Source organism: Vibrio sp. Hal054 (genome assembly GCF_037162405.1).
Classification (GTDB): domain Bacteria; phylum Pseudomonadota; class Gammaproteobacteria; order Enterobacterales; family Vibrionaceae; genus Vibrio; species Vibrio diazotrophicus.
This window is the reverse complement of sequence record NZ_JARLUT010000002.1, coordinates 1324253-1342430: the sequence shown is the minus strand read 5'-3', so window position 1 is coordinate 1342430 and position 18178 is coordinate 1324253. Positions and strand designations below refer to the sequence as shown.

Annotated in this window: 17 protein-coding genes and 1 pseudogene; 3 read left to right on the top strand and 15 right to left on the bottom strand. The window is 42.7% G+C overall.

Annotated elements, in window-relative coordinates; translation table 11 throughout:
* The first annotated feature begins 147 nt into the window (after positions 1-147).
* The gene (gene xylA / locus P4S58_RS22055; protein ID WP_042481506.1) at positions 148-1467 is read left to right on the top strand and encodes a xylose isomerase; all 1320 of its coding nucleotides are present in this window, start codon (positions 148-150) and stop codon (positions 1465-1467) included.
* Positions 1468-1565: 98 nt separating this feature from the next.
* Positions 1566-2615 (top strand): glycoside hydrolase family 43 protein, encoded by a 1050-nt coding sequence (locus P4S58_RS22050; RefSeq protein WP_102962156.1) that lies wholly within the window; start codon positions 1566-1568, stop codon positions 2613-2615.
* A gap of 121 nt (positions 2616-2736) precedes the next feature.
* Here P4S58_RS22050 and P4S58_RS22045 read toward each other — a convergent pair whose 3' ends face one another.
* From P4S58_RS22045 to P4S58_RS22005, 9 genes are all read right to left on the bottom strand, one after another.
* Entirely contained in the window at positions 2737-3363 is a 627-nt protein-coding gene (locus P4S58_RS22045; RefSeq protein WP_237292107.1) for a LysE family translocator, read from the bottom strand.
* A gap of 145 nt (positions 3364-3508) precedes the next feature.
* Positions 3509-4300 (bottom strand): DUF3800 domain-containing protein, encoded by a 792-nt coding sequence (locus tag P4S58_RS22040; protein WP_237292108.1) that lies wholly within the window; start codon positions 4298-4300, stop codon positions 3509-3511.
* A gap of 316 nt (positions 4301-4616) precedes the next feature.
* Positions 4617-5600, bottom strand: a complete 984-nt coding sequence (locus P4S58_RS22035; protein ID WP_337165759.1) for a LacI family DNA-binding transcriptional regulator — start codon at positions 5598-5600, stop codon at positions 4617-4619.
* Positions 5590-6333 carry a copper homeostasis protein CutC gene (locus P4S58_RS22030; RefSeq protein ID WP_337165758.1) on the bottom strand — a complete coding sequence of 248 codons (744 nt, stop codon included), beginning with the start codon at positions 6331-6333 and terminating at the stop codon, positions 5590-5592. The genes P4S58_RS22035 and P4S58_RS22030 overlap by 11 nt, the downstream gene beginning before the upstream one ends.
* Before the next feature lie 93 nt (positions 6334-6426).
* Positions 6427-7221, bottom strand: a complete 795-nt coding sequence (locus P4S58_RS22025) for a transporter substrate-binding domain-containing protein (RefSeq protein WP_102962159.1) — start codon at positions 7219-7221, stop codon at positions 6427-6429.
* A 15-nt stretch (positions 7222-7236) separates the two neighbouring features.
* A complete protein-coding gene (locus P4S58_RS22020; protein WP_337165754.1) occupies positions 7237-8151 on the bottom strand; it encodes a N(4)-(beta-N-acetylglucosaminyl)-L-asparaginase in 915 nt (304 codons plus the stop codon).
* Positions 8151-8885, bottom strand: a complete 735-nt coding sequence (locus tag P4S58_RS22015; protein WP_102962161.1) for an amino acid ABC transporter ATP-binding protein — start codon at positions 8883-8885, stop codon at positions 8151-8153. Before P4S58_RS22015 ends, P4S58_RS22020 begins: the two co-directional genes overlap by 1 nt.
* Before the next feature lie 9 nt (positions 8886-8894).
* Positions 8895-9566 (bottom strand): amino acid ABC transporter permease, encoded by a 672-nt coding sequence (locus P4S58_RS22010; protein ID WP_102939651.1) that lies wholly within the window; start codon positions 9564-9566, stop codon positions 8895-8897.
* A 2-nt stretch (positions 9567-9568) separates the two neighbouring features.
* Positions 9569-10234, bottom strand: a complete 666-nt coding sequence (locus P4S58_RS22005; RefSeq protein ID WP_102940029.1) for an amino acid ABC transporter permease — start codon at positions 10232-10234, stop codon at positions 9569-9571.
* 273 nt (positions 10235-10507) lie between these two features.
* Here P4S58_RS22005 and P4S58_RS22000 point away from each other — a divergent pair.
* Positions 10508-10740, top strand: a pseudogene (locus tag P4S58_RS22000) (DUF2789 family protein).
* Positions 10741-10840: 100 nt separating this feature from the next.
* Here P4S58_RS22000 and P4S58_RS21995 read toward each other — a convergent pair.
* The 6 genes from P4S58_RS21995 to lpxD all read right to left on the bottom strand — a co-directional run bounded on the left by P4S58_RS21995 (position 10841) and on the right by lpxD (position 18170).
* Entirely contained in the window at positions 10841-12223 is a 1383-nt protein-coding gene (locus P4S58_RS21995) for a class II fumarate hydratase (RefSeq protein ID WP_337165752.1), read from the bottom strand.
* Between the two features lie 240 nt (positions 12224-12463).
* Positions 12464-13093, bottom strand: coding sequence for a type B chloramphenicol O-acetyltransferase (gene catB, locus P4S58_RS21990; protein WP_112403422.1), 630 nt, complete (start codon positions 13091-13093; stop codon positions 12464-12466).
* 232 nt (positions 13094-13325) lie between these two features.
* Complete coding sequence (locus P4S58_RS21985; protein ID WP_337165750.1) at positions 13326-15296, bottom strand: alpha-amylase family glycosyl hydrolase; 1971 nt, start codon at positions 15294-15296, stop codon at positions 13326-13328.
* Between the two features lie 38 nt (positions 15297-15334).
* A complete protein-coding gene (locus P4S58_RS21980) occupies positions 15335-16465 on the bottom strand; it encodes an ABC transporter ATP-binding protein (RefSeq protein WP_042481527.1) in 1131 nt (376 codons plus the stop codon).
* 128 nt (positions 16466-16593) lie between these two features.
* Positions 16594-17079, bottom strand: a complete 486-nt coding sequence (locus P4S58_RS21975) for a glycosidase (protein WP_102939655.1) — start codon at positions 17077-17079, stop codon at positions 16594-16596.
* A gap of 80 nt (positions 17080-17159) precedes the next feature.
* A complete protein-coding gene (gene lpxD / locus P4S58_RS21970) occupies positions 17160-18170 on the bottom strand; it encodes a UDP-3-O-(3-hydroxymyristoyl)glucosamine N-acyltransferase (protein WP_102965720.1) in 1011 nt (336 codons plus the stop codon).
* Positions 18171-18178: the final 8 nt, after the last annotated feature.

Below are 18178 nucleotides of genomic sequence, written 5' to 3'. Positions count from 1 at the left end.
TAGTGATGAATTAATAGTATTTCTGAGATATTTAACACACTTGTAAAATAGAGGAATACCAGTATTAAAAAACATAATTGATAGAAAAAACAAAACCTTTAAATTTGTCAGAGAATAAAGCCCATATGAAACTATTGGAATTACACAATGACTGAATACTTTAAAGGTATAAATAAAATCCAGTTCGAAGGAAAAGATTCGACTAACCCACTAGCATTTCGCCATTATGATGCAAATAAGATGATTCTTGGAAAAAGCATGCAAGAACACCTAAGATTCGCTGTGGCTTACTGGCACAACTTTGGCTGGGGCGGCTCGGATGTTTTTGGTACTGGAACCTTTGAACATGAATGGTTAAAGAGTTCAAACTCAATGGAAGCTGCTTATGTAAAAGCAGACGCTGCATTTGAATTTTTCACAAAACTCGGCGCTCCATACTACTGCTTCCATGATGTTGACGTAGCACCTGAAGGTAATTCACTGAAAGAGTACGTCAATAACTTCCAAACGATGGTCGACGTACTAGAACGCAAACAAGAAGAGACAGGAATCAAACTGTTGTGGGGAACGGCTAACGCATTCTCCAACCCTCGCTATATGGCGGGCGCGGGTTCAAACCCTGATCCTAAAGTATTCGCGTATGCAGCGGCTCAAATCTTCAATGCAATGGGCGCAACTCAGCGACTAGGTGGTGAAAACTACGTATTGTGGGGTGGTCGAGAAGGTTATGAAACTCTTCTTAACACCGACCTTCGTCAAGAACGCGAACAACTTGGTCGCTTGATGCAGATGGTGGTTGAACACAAACACAAGATTGGCTTCAAAGGCTCTATTCTTATCGAACCAAAACCTCAAGAACCAACCAAGCATCAGTATGACTATGACACGGCTACCGTTTATGGCTTCCTGAAACAATTTGGATTAGAGAAAGAAATCAAAGTTAACATTGAAGCAAACCACGCAACCCTTGCTGGCCATAGTTTCCAACATGAAGTTGCCACTGCAACATCGCTAGGCGTCTTTGGTTCTATTGATGCAAACCGAGGCGACCCACAACTTGGTTGGGATACAGACCAGTTCCCGAACAGTGTCGAAGAAAACACTTTGGTAATGTATGAAATCTTAAAGGCTGGCGGTTTCACTACCGGTGGCTTCAATTTCGATGCCCGACTACGTCGCCCTTCGACAGATTTAGCAGACTTCTTCCACGGTCATATTGGCGGCATGGATACTATGGCTCTGTCACTAGAGCGTGCGGCAGATATGATTGAAAATGATCTCTTATCTAAGAACATCGCTCAACGCTATGCAGGCTGGAACACGGATCTAGGTAAGAAAATACTTTCTGGTGATATGTCTTTAGAAGCGGTGGCAAACTACGCTGTTGAAAACTCTATTGCTCCAGAAAAAGTATCTGGCCGCCAAGAGTACTTAGAAAACATCGTTAACGGTTTCATTTATAAGTAACTGTAACGCCTGATTAAGACGGTCTGAGGTGAATTTTTGCAGCTCAGATTCGTCATCTCATGGTATTTTTTATCAATTCCAATAAGAGAAACCAATTCATGACGGACCAAACAGTAGAACATCCTGAACTGAGCGATGCTGAACGCATTACTCAACTTGACCTTGCCCGAGCTAACTCGCTAAAGCCGATATCGCCTCCACTGGTAAAACACATGTACACGGCAGACCCTTCAGCCCATGTGTTTAATGACCGTATCTACGTCTACCCTTCTCATGACATTGAAACCGATCAGCCACTTAATGATGATGGCGATCATTTTGATATGTCTGACTACCACGTCTTCTCTCTTGATGAATCTTTAGAAGAAGTGACAGACCACGGCCTTGCTTTGGATGTGAAAGATGTAAAGTGGGCAGAACGACAAATGTGGGCGCCCGATGCAGCTGAAAAAGATGGCAAATATTATCTATATTTCCCAGCTAAAAATGCGCAAGGTGTTTTTCATATAGGCGCAGCCGTATCGGATTCTCCAGCAGGTCCTTTCAAAGCAGAAGAAACGCATATTGAAGGCACCTTCAGTATTGACCCTGCGGTATACCAAGACAACCAAGATTACTATTTGTACTTCGGTGGTATTTGGGGAGGACAACTACAACGTTGGACTCAAGGTGAATATGGTGAAGACAACTACCCTGCAGATGACCAAGCTTCTCTAATGCCTAAAATGGCAAAGTTAGCCAAAGATATGGTGAGTTTAGAAGAGCAACCAAGAGACGTGCTAATCGTTGATGGAAACGGTGAGCCGCTAAAAGCAGGTGATACAGAACGTCGCTATTTTGAAGGCCCTTGGGTTCATAAGCATAATAATGTTTACTACCTCTCGTACTCCACGGGAGATACGCACAAGATTGTCTACGCGACAAGTGATTCGCCATATGGACCATTTATATATCAAGGCGTGATTCTTGAACCCGTGCTAGGCTGGACAACTCACCACTCGATTGTTCAGTATCAAGGCAAATGGTACTTGTTCTACCATGACAGCACGTTATCAGGCGGTCAGACTCACTTAAGAAGCATCAAAATGACCGAGCTTCATCACAATGCAGACGGCTCAATCCAAACCATTAAACCTTATCTGGATTAGTTCACTATTAGTGATAACCCTTCACCACTTTCCAGAGTGACTGGTTAAGCTGGAAGTAAAAAGCGAGCCACCAAGGCTCGCTTTATTATGGGTTATCGGTTCGGGTTTAGTTCAAAAATACCTAACGATCACTAATAGCCACTTTACTTGCTAACCCAATAAGCAGAACTCCAGAGACTCCCTCAAGTGCTCGTGAATATCGCTGAGAGTTTGGACGACTAAATACCCAACTACCAACGGAAGCGTATAGAATGTTACACAGCGTAGCTAATGCACTGAACAACGAACCAAGCATTAGTAATTGCATTGATGCAACGCCTGCTGATGTATCGATAAATTGAGGCAAGAATGAAAGGAAAAATAGCGCGACCTTCGGGTTCAAGACACTAACAATAACACCCTGCACAAACACATTTTTATTGCGTTCAACATTCTCACTAACCACCAATTTGCTCTCACCGCGCCACATTGAAATTAGCGACTGAACACCTAAATAGACTAAGTAAGCAGCGCCCAGCCATTTTACCGCACTAAAGGCGACAGCAGAGCTGAGGATTATTGCAGATAAACCTAAACACGCGGCGAGTGTATGAACAAAGTAGCCCACACCCAACCCCATTGCAGCTTTAAAGCCTGAAGCCAACTTACCTTTCATTGTATTGGAAACGATGTAGATTACGTCTGGTCCAGGTATCATATTGATAGCCAGACAAGCGATCACAAATAGTAACAGTGAATTTAATTCCATTTATTTTCTCCATGTTGAATGCTTTAGAATAACGCCACCTTAAGGTGTTGGATACGCCCCACTAAACTCAAGATATCAACCGCAAATACGTAAGCCGATTTGAACACTAGTTGCTAAGCATTTTCAATCAAACCTAAACGTCTTGTTATGTGCGTTTGGGGAGTGGGTATTTAAGGTTAACCTCTTTGGTTTCGATTTCACGAGGACCTTTAGTGGGGTCATGAAAATACCAAATGTTGAACTTCCTTTCATGTGGCTTGGTATCGTGTAATAAAGAGTCCCACCCCAAATAGCTGGCAATGTTCTCAGCAACTTTCAGTTTCGCAGGGGAACTTGCTTTACCTTGGAATGCACTCATTACAGCTCCGAGCAAAAAATCAGCAATTTGTATTTGTTCTGACTCCTTAGAATCTTTAGTTACCACTGAACGTATAGGTACTTCACCACCGAATTGATTCTTAAGCATACTATTTGCAATTTTATGGAATGCTTCATCAGCTTTCTTATAGCGTGACGGTAAAGGGTCTACTTCAATTCGAAACTCGCATTGCCTCTGAGGGTGGGCTTTATAAACTGCGCCAATTTTGGTTTGAATCAGTTTGGTGAAATGCTTACGCATTGCTAGGTCGTAATCGCCATCATGATACTTTTTATCAACCATACCCTTGCGGATAACAATACAGTGAAAAGCTAACCATTGATGCTTGAAGAACATTTCGATTAGATCTTCATAAAAGTCAGCATAGTGCTTTTTATGAGCTTTTTGCCACTTAATCTCGTTGGTATAGTTATGCTTATCTCTCAACTCTCGAACAATTCGAACGAAGTCTCCTCGTCTTTGGTATTTCATCCATAGCGAACCAAAACCATAATATATCTGACCATCCACGCCCGATTCATCACACGCAACATGCCAGATCAACTTACCGTTTTGCATCTCACCTCCCGTTTACTAATTACTCGAAAGCAAATCCCAGCTTCGGTATAGCATCCCATATCAAACTAGGGACATATTTATCCATTAACAAAAGTTGGTCAATTATTGATAAACAGGTGTGGTGTAAAGCGTGGACTAGAACACAATGGGCAGTGTTTTTTAGCTAGAAATGACTAGATAGGCAAAAGGCAGAATCAACGACTCTGCCTTTCTAAATTGCCATACAGCTAAATGTTAGACCTATGTCTTTTCTGAACTTCAAGACCAAGATGCTAAACACTAGTCTTAATGGTAGGGGGTGACTCAAATAGAACCATTATCTTTCATAGAACTCAGTATCTACGGATAAATGTCTTGACCTAGTTTGTTTAAATGTCTTTTTATTTAATAGCTTAAGGATCATTTCAATAAATTCATCTTTGCTATACCCAATCGTTGAAAAACAATATCCCCCCATTTGAGAAAATGGAGTGTTATCAAAACCATAAATAACTTTTCTTTGTATTAACTCTGGGTATTTAGAGCGGGAGAAATCTACTGCCGCCATAGCCATTGCATCTGAAGTACAAAAAATTCCTAGATTACTCGTATCGGAGTACGTCTGATTTTGTAGATGATTAAATGCAGATTCATAAGAGTAATCACAAAATGCAACATGAATGGAGTCAATATTGAAGCACTCCATGAACTTATGATAACTCTCGATTCTTTGCCGTTCTGTCACTGAGGTTTTACGACCACATAATAATATGGCTTTAGTAACGTGATGATGACTGGCACAAGCAACGGCTTTTTCTATCCCCAATTCTTCATTGATAGTTACTGATAAACCTGTATCCGCTTTTTTCCCATTTAGCATGATCACTTTGTCAGTGAAAAATAACGTCGGAGCTTCTTCAGGCTCAATTAAATCGGAAAAAATTAATGCCGCATCCACTCTATGTACAAACGGATTTCTCTTAATTTCCGCTATATCATCTTCTGAGCGTAGACGTATAAATAGTGCTTGCTTGCCCAAACTTTGGATTGCTTGAATAAGTGAATCAAAAAGTGTCAGGTCACTGAGGTCTGCAATGTGGTTAACAACAATCGCGACAAGTCCTGTTGAACTTTCCCTTAAACTTTGAGCAAATGGATTGGCTACATATCCTAACTCTTCAGCAGCTTGTAAAATTCGGGCTTTTTTATCTGAGGCTATCGGGCGATTTTTACCAGAAAGCGCTCGCGAAGCCGCAGATTTAGACACTCCAGCTAACTTGGCAACATCATCTAAAGTTGGTACAGCAGGTTTAGTTCTCATTAAGTTGTGTCACTACATCTTTAATTATGTGGAAATCAGTTACCTCTAAGAAGTTATCGTTCTCCGAATCACTTCCCATGGTCGCAGAATGTTTTGAACGTTTCATTAGACTAGGCACTGACTTTTTACCTGACAAATGTATCTCAGTCGCGCCTGTTGATTCAATTATATGTTTTACGTTCGTATTATTAACGCCACACCCCGGCATGATAGAAATTCTGTTATTAGCTTTACTGACGAGTTCTTTTATACGAGGTATTCCTTCGAACGCTGTGGCACAACCTCCGGATGTCAGTATTCTCTGACAACCTAAGTCAATGAGTGTTTCCATTGACGTTATCGGGTCTTCAACTAAATCGAATGCACGGTGAAAAGTAATACCCATGTTACCCGCACTGTTAACCCACTTTCTTACAGCCTGTACATTTATCTCTGCATTCTGAGTTAGAGCGCCAATCACTACGCCCTCAACACCCACATCACGGAAGAACTGGATTTCATCGCACATCATGGCAATTTCATTATTGCTAAATAGGAAGTCTCCGCTTCTAGGACGTACCATCGCATAAATGGGAATTTGCGCATTTACCGAAATTGTTGTTAATCCATACGTTGGTGTTATACCTCCCAGTAATAAGGAGCTACATAGCTCAATTCTATCAGCACCAGCATCAATCGTAGTTTCTAAAGACTGTAGATTATCAACACAAACTTCTACCGTAATTCCGTTCACCGTTAACTCATCCTAAGTTGATATAAAAAATTTGCCCCTCCCACAAAGGGGGAGGAATTGTGTGAAAGGGCAAATATCTAAAGGGTTAAAGGATTACCATGAACCCGTTAATGTTGGAGCATTTGCATCTTCGCCCCACCATTTACGGTAAGCTTTTTCATAGTCACCAGAGTTAATGTAGTCAGAGACAAACATGTCCATCCAACGTAAAAATTCAGGGTCGCCTTTACGAATACCAATCGCGATAGGATCGTTTGAGTAAAGCCCTTCTAACGTTACCAACTTGTCATCTTTCGTGGCAAGGTAATCAACCAATGAGCTATCTTCAATACCTGCGTCAACACGGCCTTGACGTAACAACAATACTCCATCAGGAGCAAAGTTATCTGTGTAGACCAGTTCAGCTCCAGGTACCGCACGCTTCAAAAATGCTTCGCCCGTCGAGCCGCGGCCTACAACAACTTTCTTCCCATTGAGATCTTCAAGAGACTTAATATTCAATCTTTTTTGAGCAACAATTCGCAAACCCGCTCGGTTATATGGGATGGTAAAGTTAACAGATTTAGCACGAGCTAAAGTAGCAGACATATTACCGATAACCGCGTCCAATTGGTCAGAGAAAAGCATTGAAACTCGCGCATCGCCATGAACATCAGTAAATCGTGGTTCTACGCCCAACTTTTCAGCTAAGCGATACGCCAAGTCCACATCATATCCAGCAGGTTCATTCTTTAGATCGCGAAACCCGATAGGTTCACCACCTAAAGAAACACCTATTTTGATATATCCGCGCTCCTGGATATCTTCCAATTTGCCAGCCACAGCGTTTGCTGTGCTAAGTGCCAAAACACTACAAAGAATTGTAGATGCTATATTTCTGAATTTCATATAGTTACTCCATTGTTAACATTTTTCCGCCACACAAAGTTGCGGACGCTCCATTCCTGTTTTGTATAACCAGTATTTAATCTCTTCTTCGCATCCAACATTAACCACTCGATAATTATCGTCTTTATCAATTGCGTGGATAACAACGCCTGCTAAGAATCCTCCTTTAAGCGATTTCAGTTCAGCGATAGCCATATCAACAGCTTCATGCAGCGAATATCCAAGTCTCATTGCCATAACAATTGAGTAAGAAGTATTAGCTCGGATAGTCATCTCTCCGGTATGTGTACATGCCGCAGCACCAAAACGACTGTCGGCGTAAAATCCAGCACCAACAATAGGAGAGTCACCTAAACGACCTGGGTATTTCCATGCCCATCCAGATGTACTGGTAGCCGAATAGATACTGTTGTTTTTATCCTTGGTAAGGAAAACCGTTGTGTCTCGAACTTTTTCTGGGTCCGTGATTAATGTGTTTAACTTTGCTAAAGGTCGAGTAGACATGTCTGGATTCTGCTCGTTAGTGATTTCCTGCAGTTTTTTAAACCAAACCTCTTTCGATTCCTCCATCAATGGAGAACTGCATTTAAAGCCCATCTCATAAGCAAAACGAGTAGCGCCTTCACCGACAAGGATTTCATGGTTCAGTTCTTCCATCACTTTTCTCGCCACGCGAGTGACATGGAAGTGATCTTTAACTGCACCCACTGCGCCAGTCCTGAGATCGTCCCCATCCATGACTGCACCGTCGAATTCCATGTCACCTAATAGATTTGGCCAACCACCAAAACCTACGCTACGGACTTTGGGCTCAGCCTCTACTTTTTCTATGCCGTAAATAATTGCATCTAGGCCATTTTCGCCGCGATCCAACATATCAGCTGTATCTTGAATGCCAGGCCAAGCTTCAGAATTAGAGAGAACAATCATTATTTACTATCCATTTTGTCTAAGAATCTTTTTATACGGGGATCTTGCTTTCCGCCGTCGTTTGAGAAAAATTGCTCTTTCTCCATATCTGCTCTTACTTTTCCCTCATCGAGGAAAACAATTCGGTTTGATATTTTTCGAGCAAACGCTATTTCGTGGGTGACAAAAATCAAAGTTGTGCCACTTCTAGCTAGATCAGCCAATACATCGAGAACTTCAGAAGTCATTTCTGGATCAAGAGCACTTGTTACTTCATCCAGCAGCAAACATTCAGGCTCCATAGCTAAAGCACGACAGATTCCAATACGCTGCTTTTGCCCGCCAGATAATTGTGATGGATAAGAATCAGATTTATCTTGTAAGCCAACCAAATTAAGCAATTCAGTAGCTTTAGCTATTGCTTTGCTTTTTTCCCACCCTAAGACTTCAATAGGCGCTAAAGTTATGTTGTCCAATACAGTAAGGTGTGGATATAAATTAAAGTGTTGAAATACGGTTGAAACTTTTTTTCTTATTTCATTGAGTTCAACTTTGTTTTTTACAGAATTTTCACCAACTTTAATATCTCCACCATTTAATCGTTCTAATCCATTAATACAACGAATCAGTGTAGATTTCCCAGAACCACTTGCTCCAAGAATAGAGACAACATCGCCTTTATTAATAGTTAGAGACACACCATCAAGTATTACTGTATTACCGAAACTCTTCTGAACGTTATTAATCGAAATCATTGCTTATCCTTAAATGCTGACCCAACTTTGATGTTTCTTTAAACGGTTTTCTAGAAGCAACCCAGCTTTAGATAACACCCAGGACAAAATAAAATATGTTATTCCAATAACAGGCCACACCAAAAATGGCTGCCATGTTCGTTGATTTAGTATTTGACCTACTTTAGTAATATCCATAACTCCAATGACTGAAATTAATGACGTTACTTGTAACTGGTTAACAGCCAATCCTACTAGTGGCGCTATTGCTACCAACAAGGCCTGAGGAGTAACAATTTTGGTTAGAATTTTCCATTCTGAAAGGCCAAACACTCTAGCGGCTTCAATCTGCCCCTTATCTATAGAGGCGAGCGCTGAAACTACAATCACGGAAATAAACGCGGCTGTATTTCCTGAGAGTGTGATCGTTGCAGCCTGTCGCGCATCCATATCAATACCAAGAAAAATAGGAAGGCCAAAGTAAATTAAAAATAACTGCACAATCACTGGTGAGTTTTTTAAAAATTCACTAATAAACGTTGATATAGAACCGATAATAGTGACTCTATAATGCCGTGCTAATCCAAGCAAACAACCCAATATGACCCCAATAACACTTGATATTATAAAAACTTCTAGGGATACGCCTATCCCTTTTAGGAGTACAATCAAATCATATGGCACAAATCCATTATTAGACATAATCAGTTCTCCGTAACAAAGTGTCTATTTAATCTTGCGTGAACTCTAGATATCAAAAATGACAATATATATGTTAAAACACAATAAAATAGCAGCAAGAAAAAATAGACTTCAAATGGACGAAATGTCTCTGCCGCTATTATTTTTGCTGCACCTGTTAGTTCATTCAATGTAACCGTGGATAATATTGAAGTCGTCAATATTAAATTTATAAAAATTGAACCTAATGGTCTTATAGAATTTCGTAACGCAATAGGAAGAACTATTTTTTGGTAAATTAACTTTCTTGATAAGCCAAAGGACTGTGCTGCTTCTATTACTTCATTATCAACTTGCAATACGCTAGCTCTTAGCACATCAGCACAATATGCTCCGACTGCTATGGATAAAGCTAAGACTCCGGTTGTGTATGGGTCTATAAAAATCCCTAACTCAGGAAGTCCGTAAAAAATAAAGAATACCTGAACGATAAACGGGATATTTCGAAAACAATTGATATAGGCGTATCCAATGTTGCTGACCAGCTTGTTGCTACTAACGCAAGCAAACATAACCATTAGCCCAACAAGGAAACTACCAATAATCGACAAAGCACTTACTGAAGCTGTGATTTCGAAGCCATCAATAAACGAACCCAAGTACTTATAAATGATGCTCAAATCAAACATAAAATCGCAATCCATTCGCAAAGTGAAATCGATTTCACTCTATTCCTTTACATGGCAACGTCAAATAATATTTACGCTATCGTGACAAATTTCACATTTATGCATCAATTTGTCTGGTTAATTGTTCGCTGATTGAAATGAAATATCTGAATGGCAGTCAAGGTTAAAAACTGTTGAGTAGACGAGAGAAAACTCTCGCATTTGGCTTAGCACCATCAATTTCTGAGTAGCGTATATACTTGAGGTAAGTGAACGCTATTGAGGAGGTCGATAATGGAAATATATCAACACGGTATGCCGGAGCTATTTAAGCAGCTTGGTTTAGGGCATTCACCTAAAGAAATCAAAGAGTTCGTGAAGAACCACCGGCATACCCGAGATTCAGCTCCAATACATAAAGCGAGTTTTTGGACAAGATCACAATCGGATTTTTGAAACAAGCTATCGAACAAGATGCCGACTGGGCAGAGGTAGTGGATCAGCTCGACATTATGTTGCGAGACTAACTGAACCCTTAATAAATCCGTCAATGTATTCAAAATCTTATTAATATTCAGAGAACTATTCCTACGCTGCGGGCACAGTTATTTTGTCCCGCAGCTTCGTTTATACAAGTCCACCACGCGTTAATGTTTTAGGATCAAGATAGTGCTCTAATTCTTCGCGGCTCAAATCGGTTTCTTCTTCCGCGACATCAATGACAGCTCTGCCTTCCTTATAGGCTTTTTTCGCTATTTCGGCCGCTTTCAAATAACCCACCACCGGATTTAACGCGGTAATAAGGATTGGATTTTTGGCAAGAGCCTTATCAATATTTTCCTGACGCACTTTGAACGGCTTAATCGCTTTATCTGCCAGTGAAATGCATGAATTGGTGAGTAAATGCATCGATTCAAGCAGGTTGTAAGCAATGACAGGCAACATAACATTAAGCTGGAAGTTTCCTGACTGGCCAGCAACCGTAATGGTGGTATCGTTGCCTATTACCTGTGCCGAAGCCATTGCCACAGCTTCGGGGATCACTGGGTTTACTTTGCCCGGCATGATTGATGAACCCGGTTGTAAAGCTTCCAGCTCTATTTCACCAAGCCCTGCAAGCGGACCTGAATTCATCCAACGTAAATCATTGGATATTTTCATCAAGGCAACAGCCAGCGTCTTTAACTGACCGGATAGAGAAACAATCGAATCCTGACAGCTCAAATTAAAATAGAAGTTGCCACTTGGCTTAAAGGATAAATCACTGATCTGACTTAGGTTATTACAAAAATCTGCAGCAAAGCCTGTATGAGCATTAATACCCGTTCCTACTGCGGTTCCTCCCTGCCCAAGTGCTCTTACCGATTCCAAAGCAGAGGTAATTGACTGAGAAGCATGTTGTATTTGTGCTTCCCAGCCACTTAGTTCTTGACTAAATGTAATTGGCATCGCGTCCATTAGATGCGTTCTGCCCGTTTTAACAATCCCGTCCAGTTCCTTCTGTTTGCTTCTGAGTGTTTCAGCTAAATGAGAGAGTGCCGGAATCAACAATTTCTCACATGTCATGACAGCACTCACTTGAATGGCAGTTGGAATCACATCATTACTGCTTTGTCCCATGTTAACGTGGTCGTTGGGGCTTACTTTCTCGTTCAATATTTGGCTCGCCAGTGTCGCCAGCACTTCATTGGCATTCATATTTGTACTGGTGCCAGAACCAGTCTGAAAGACATCAATCGGAAAATGGTCATGATACTGACCATCAATAACGCTTTGCGCAGCTTTGATTATTGCATCAGCGATGTGGCTGTTTAATGTGCCTAACTTGGCGTTTGTCTTTGCTGCCGCCTGTTTGATATAAGCTAACGCCACAATCAAGTCTTTAGGCATTTTATGCTCACTGATGTTGAAGTTATCGATGGCTCTTTGTGTTTGAGCCTGATAGAGAGCGTCAGAAGGAACGTTAACGTCCCCCATACTATCTTTCTCAATTCGATATTTCTTATTCATAAAACATCCTTGAATTAACCTGATATCGGTTTTTGTATACCTTAATTATAACCGTTGAAATCGGGCCGGATGCCGACTTGGGAAATTGGACTAGAGCAATGAAGTAGATAAAGGTAAACAGGAAGTAGCTATTTCATCCATCACAAGAGACTTAGTTGTGGATGCACAGAAACGGTTTAGATTTATTGTTCCAAACCGCTTCTGACAGGATAGGAAAGGCTTTTAGTTCTTAAATGCCGATTATGAACGAACTTCTTGCTGCCAGTATTGATAAAGGTTGACCACGTGACCGGAGCAAAGATGCTTCATGCCGCCTTTAATTCGACTTTCAGACCAATCCCACCATTTCATTTCAAGTAACATGTCTATTTCTGATTCTGAGAAGCGGAATTTTATATGTTTGGCTGGGTTTGAACCGACAACCTCATAGGGCGCAACATCTTTGGTCACTACTGCCCTGCTAGCGATAATGGCACCATCTCCGATTTTGACACCTGACATAATCATCGCTTCAGAACCGATCCATACATCATTGCCCACGACAGTGTCACCCGCTCGCTGGAAACCATCTTCAGAGTCGGCGAAATTCTCATTATCTATGTAAAAAAATGGAAATGTACTGATCCAGTCATTTCGATGTCCTTGGTTGCCAGCCATCATAAAAACAGCGCCAGAACCAATAGAGCAGTACCGACCAATGATGAGCTTATCAACATCGTTGATATCTGGGTTCAGATAGCGAGCGCAATCGTCAAAGCTATGGTTGTGGTAATAACCGGAATAGTAACTATGTTCGCCGACAATGATATTCGGGTTCGTCACTTGCTGTTTGAGCGGAATACCTGCAAAAGGGGATGAAAAATAGTTCATATTCTAGCTTATCCTGAAATCACTTTACGTTTATTGGTCGGTTATCAGCCTTAAATCGTGCATCTATGATGCAAGCTTTATAAACGTACTTCAATGAATTGGGAAAACTGATGATAAGAAAGGCTAGCTCGATGAATGCAATGAAAACGTCCCCAAGATACATAGACCGTGGGGACGTTTAGTTTTAACAGCAGCTATTCGCGCAATTTGAGTTCATATCTTCGAACTCAAATTAGAAAGAGCCTTGGGTTGCATTGGCGTTGCTATCAAGTTGGTTATTACCCCCTGATTGCCAAACTACGTTCAACTCAGGGTTGGTTTCATCCCTTTTTAGACACTTCCACTCGATGTTTTGCGCTGCTGGTACATCAATGGTTGCGCTCCAAGTTGGATACTGCGCAGGATCGAGTTTAACCGCGCCTGCCGGAGCCCAACCGCCTAACTGTGCAACACTGCCAACGGCATAAACGCTTTGACCAAGATTAGTGTAGCCGTTGTAGCATGTGAACGCGACGGTTTTCAATGTCGGGTCGACGCTACCGCCACCACTGCCATGCAGCACTACTGCTTGGTTTTGGGCCAAATGGAAAGTCGCTTCGCCACCGCTCACGCTTACAATGTCATCACCAATTAAACTGGTGTGGCTGCCATCACTAAGTGCCAAATTACCTACCGTTACTGATGTTACTGAGCCGCGATTGAGTGCGACAGTCACAACATCTTCTCCTTCTTGGCGCTCATAGACCAACACATCGTCATCAACCCATCGCTGCGTGTAGCTACCGCGTTGAATCGCTAGACTATTTTGGCGTAGATCAGTCAGTGCTTGGATGATCTTAAACGCTTGTGTATCTTGGCTAAAGCTTGGCATTTTCTCACGGTTGTACGGGTCACTGCCTACTTGACCAAAAGCGTTCTGGGTAAAGTCTGCCGAATAGTGTTCGGTACCGTAGTAAATGGCTGGGATACCACGTACTGTCATAGTCGCCACTAGCCCTAAATTAACACGCTGCTGGGCAAACGCTTCACTCTGGTTGCCGCCCGCCTCGTTGTTACCGGGGCCAAACGTAGAAGCGCTAGAACGCAACGCAGTTGAGATACGCGCCATATCGTGGTTATCCATGAACACCACTTGCCAATCGTCACTGGTGAAAACTGATTTGCGCGTTTCCAAGTAGCTATTTAGCGTTTTCATACTATTGCCAGCACGGTTAGCCAACACTCGCTCTAAAGTATCGCGAAAACCGAAGTCAAGCAGCGCTGAACCGGAAGTGTTAGCGTAATCTATAGCGTAACCGTCGATACCCGTGGTGGTATTGGCGCTGGCACCAAACCATTCTCCGAAAAAGTAAAAGCCATCACGACCAAGGCTCTTACTGTAGTCATAGATGTCCGTCGTCCATTGCTGAATAAACGACTTATCCATATGCTTGATCGCATCAATTCTTATCGCATCGACACCTGCATCGATCCAAAACTTAGAGCCATCGAGCAGGTATTGATACACATTGGTATTCGATTGGTTGAAGTCAGAAAGGTTGAACAAATTAAAATTGCGTACTTGATACCAATCGTTCCAGTTGGTCACACCACCGTTGTGGTGATACCAGTCAGTGCCTGCCGCGACATCGCTGTTGTAGTCAGTGATAAACTGCCCATCACGATATAAAGCGCCGTATTCGTTTTCATCGTTCCCATTGGAATGGTTAGGAGCATAGTCGAGAACCAGCTTCATGTTGTATTCTGCGCTGTGCATTTTGCTGGTCAGTTCTTTGAAATCATCCAAGGTGCCGAAGTGCTCATCCACACGGAAGAAATCACGTCCCCAGTAACCGTGATAACCAGCCCCGCCATTGGCATCGATATTGTCGGCGTTATCCACTGGCGGAGTAATCCAAATCGCGGTGACACCAAGTGATTTTAAATACGGCAGTTTATCAATTAAGCCACGAAGGTCTCCCCCAACATACTTTTTCAAGTTGTTCGGATCGTAAGTTGCTGGATTGTGGCCCGTGTTGTTGCTTACATCTCCATCGCTGAAACGATCAAGAAAAACAAAGTAAATCGTTTCTTTGCGAAAATCGAGATAAGTGCCAGTTTCCGTATCAGCACTGGTCGCAGCGAAAGTTGTTGGGCTAAACATCAGTCCATTTGCAGCAATAGCAGCCAGCAGCGCACTGCAAAGCAAAGTGCGTTTTTTCATTGGAGACTCCCCCGTGGTTTGTGAAAATTAACCGGGATTCATTCCCGGTTGTTGGTTAAGTTCTTTTCACTGTAGAAATCGAAGATATGACAGAAGGCAGTGTTGAGATTGAAGCGCATCGGCTTGCCAATATCTGCGGTTGTGATGGTTTGATCATTAACGCGCGCTATCACTTCTTTCCCGCCTACTTTGAAGTAGAGGTACTTCTCATTCCCCATATTTTCCACCACCGTCAAAACACCTTCAAAGGCGTTAATGGTGTCGCCAGCGTCAGCAACACCAATGTGTTCTGGGCGAATGCCGAAGCACACTGGTTTATCCACGTATTCTCTCAATGCTTCCTGTTTTTCCACTGGAATAAACATGCGAATACCCGAGCCAATTTCGATGTAAAGCTGTCCGTTTTCTTCTCGGATCACGGTATCAATCAAATTCATCGCGGGTGAGCCGATAAAACTCGCCACAAACTTGTTGGCTGGGTAGTTGTAGAGGTTAGTAGGCGTATCCACCTGCATGATTTTGCCTTGATTAAGTACGCAGATGCGATCGCCAAGCGTCAAAGCCTCGGTTTGATCGTGCGTGACGTAAATCATGGTGGCGGGAGTACCTTCTTCTTTCAATGATTGGTGTAACTGAGCAATTTTAACTCGCATCGACACACGCAATTTGGCATCAAGGTTCGATAACGGCTCATCAAACAGGAACACTTCAGGCTTACGCACAATTGCACGTCCAACCGCAACACGCTGACGCTGGCCTCCGGACATTTCCTTCGGCTTACGATGCAGCAATTCCTTGATCTCAAGTTTTTCCGCCGCTTCTTCGACACGACGCTTAATCTCATCTTTCGGCCGCTTTTGCATTTTCAGGCCAAACGCCATGTTATCGAACACGGTTTTGTGTGGGTAGAGCGCATAGTTCTGAAACACCATCGCAATGCCGCGATCTTTCGGCGGTAAGTCATTCACAACTCTGTTGCCAATGCGAATCTCGCCACCAGTGATACTTTCCAGACCAGCAATCATGCGCAAGGTGGTTGATTTCGCGCAACCCGACGGCCCGACAAACACCATAAATTCGCCTTCGCGAATATCCAAATCGATGCCATGGACAGCTTTAAAACCGTTGTCATATTTTTTTTCTACTTTACGCAAACTAACCGTCGCCATGAATCTCTCCACTTACCAAAAGGGTATAAAAATGATCCTCAATTTACCGAGGCAGACTGGTTGGCAATCTGTCTGGGTAAATCAGGCAGCCGAATACGGTTACGGCTGCCAACTGTATGTGTTCTTAACTACTTACATTCACTAACCATGGCAAATAGTGGTGCTTTGTCCGGTGCAAGCTGAATGGTCCACACATACTTGCCATCTTTAGGCAAACTCACTACGGTGTTTTTCGCAAATCCACCACGTTTTAACTCATTCACTTGTCCCACAGTCATAGACATACCTGCTGCTGTAAACTGAGGCGTCCAGCTCATCGTGGCAAATTGCAAACTGACATTGCCCGCTTGTTCGTCCGAGACCACTTGATAAATTCCATCGCCTTTGTAACCCATTTTGTGAGTATCTAGGTGAATCCACTGACCTTCAGGGAAGGTGCCTACAACAAACAGTGACGGCTTGATTGGACCACGGTCGTCTTCTAGCGTCGGTAAATTACAGTCAGAAAAACGTGCATCGGCATTGGTCGCAGCTGGCTGAGATTGTTCAGTGGTGCTGGCACAACCTGCCAGTAAAGCTGTTGCGGTCGCAGCAATCAAAAGTGTATGTTTCATAACAAATCCTTGATTATTTCGTTCTCGTTTCATCCAGCGGAGACCGGCTTGCCTGCTCCGCGTGTCGGTTAATTCGCTTGTTAGGCCGATCTCTTTTCAAACAGTCGCGCAAGCCAGCGCTTTTGCTCTGGTTGCGACGTTTTCAATTGCTCATAGTGCTGAGTCAGTTTGTTCAGCACCGCAAGATTACGGTAATACGCTTTGGACTCTTTAGCTGGGTAACCAAACAGATCGCTGCCTGGAGGGCAAGAGTGGCTCACGCCTGACTTAGCCTTAATCACCGAATGGCTACCGATATTAATGTGTCCAGCAGTGCCAACTTGTCCATGTACCACTACGTGATCGCCCAGCACGGTGTGTCCGGCGAAGCCACATTGAGAGATGATCAAACAATGTTTACCAATGCGGCAGTCGTGACCAATTTGCACTTGATTGTCTATTTTGCTGCCTTTACCAATTACAGTGTCACCTAGAGTGCCTCGGTCAATGGTGTTGTTACAGCCAATCTCGACATCATCCTCAATAATGACTCGACCAATACTTTCCACACGTTGATAGCTGCCATCTTTGCCAGACATATATTCAAAGCTGTAGTTACCAATCGAGTTATTGGAATCGATAATGACGTTATTGCCGATCACAGTTCCTTCTTTGATCACAGTATTGGCATGAATTGCTACATTGTTGCCAATCGTCACGCCATTCATGATGCGTACTCCGGGCATAAAATGGCAGTTCTGCCCTATCTGACAATGTTTACCAATGTAAACCCCATCAACGGTCGAGGTGTTTCCTTGGTCAAACAGTTGGTATTTATGCACTTTGTAATAGCGCAATAGCTGGTTGATTTTCTCTACATCTAAATGATCAATCACAATGTGTGCTTTGGCGGGGCTTTGCAAAATCGCCGCAGGCCCCACCAGCACTTCCGCTGAGGTTTCAGAAAGCTGTTTAAGATCAGATCGTGCAAACACAACAGCGAGTCCACCCTCTACATCACTGACAACAGGACGTATGGTGTCCACCACTAGTGAGCCATCCCCCTCAATTCGACCTGATAAACTTTGCGCAATTTCTGAAACACTCAGCATGTTGACCT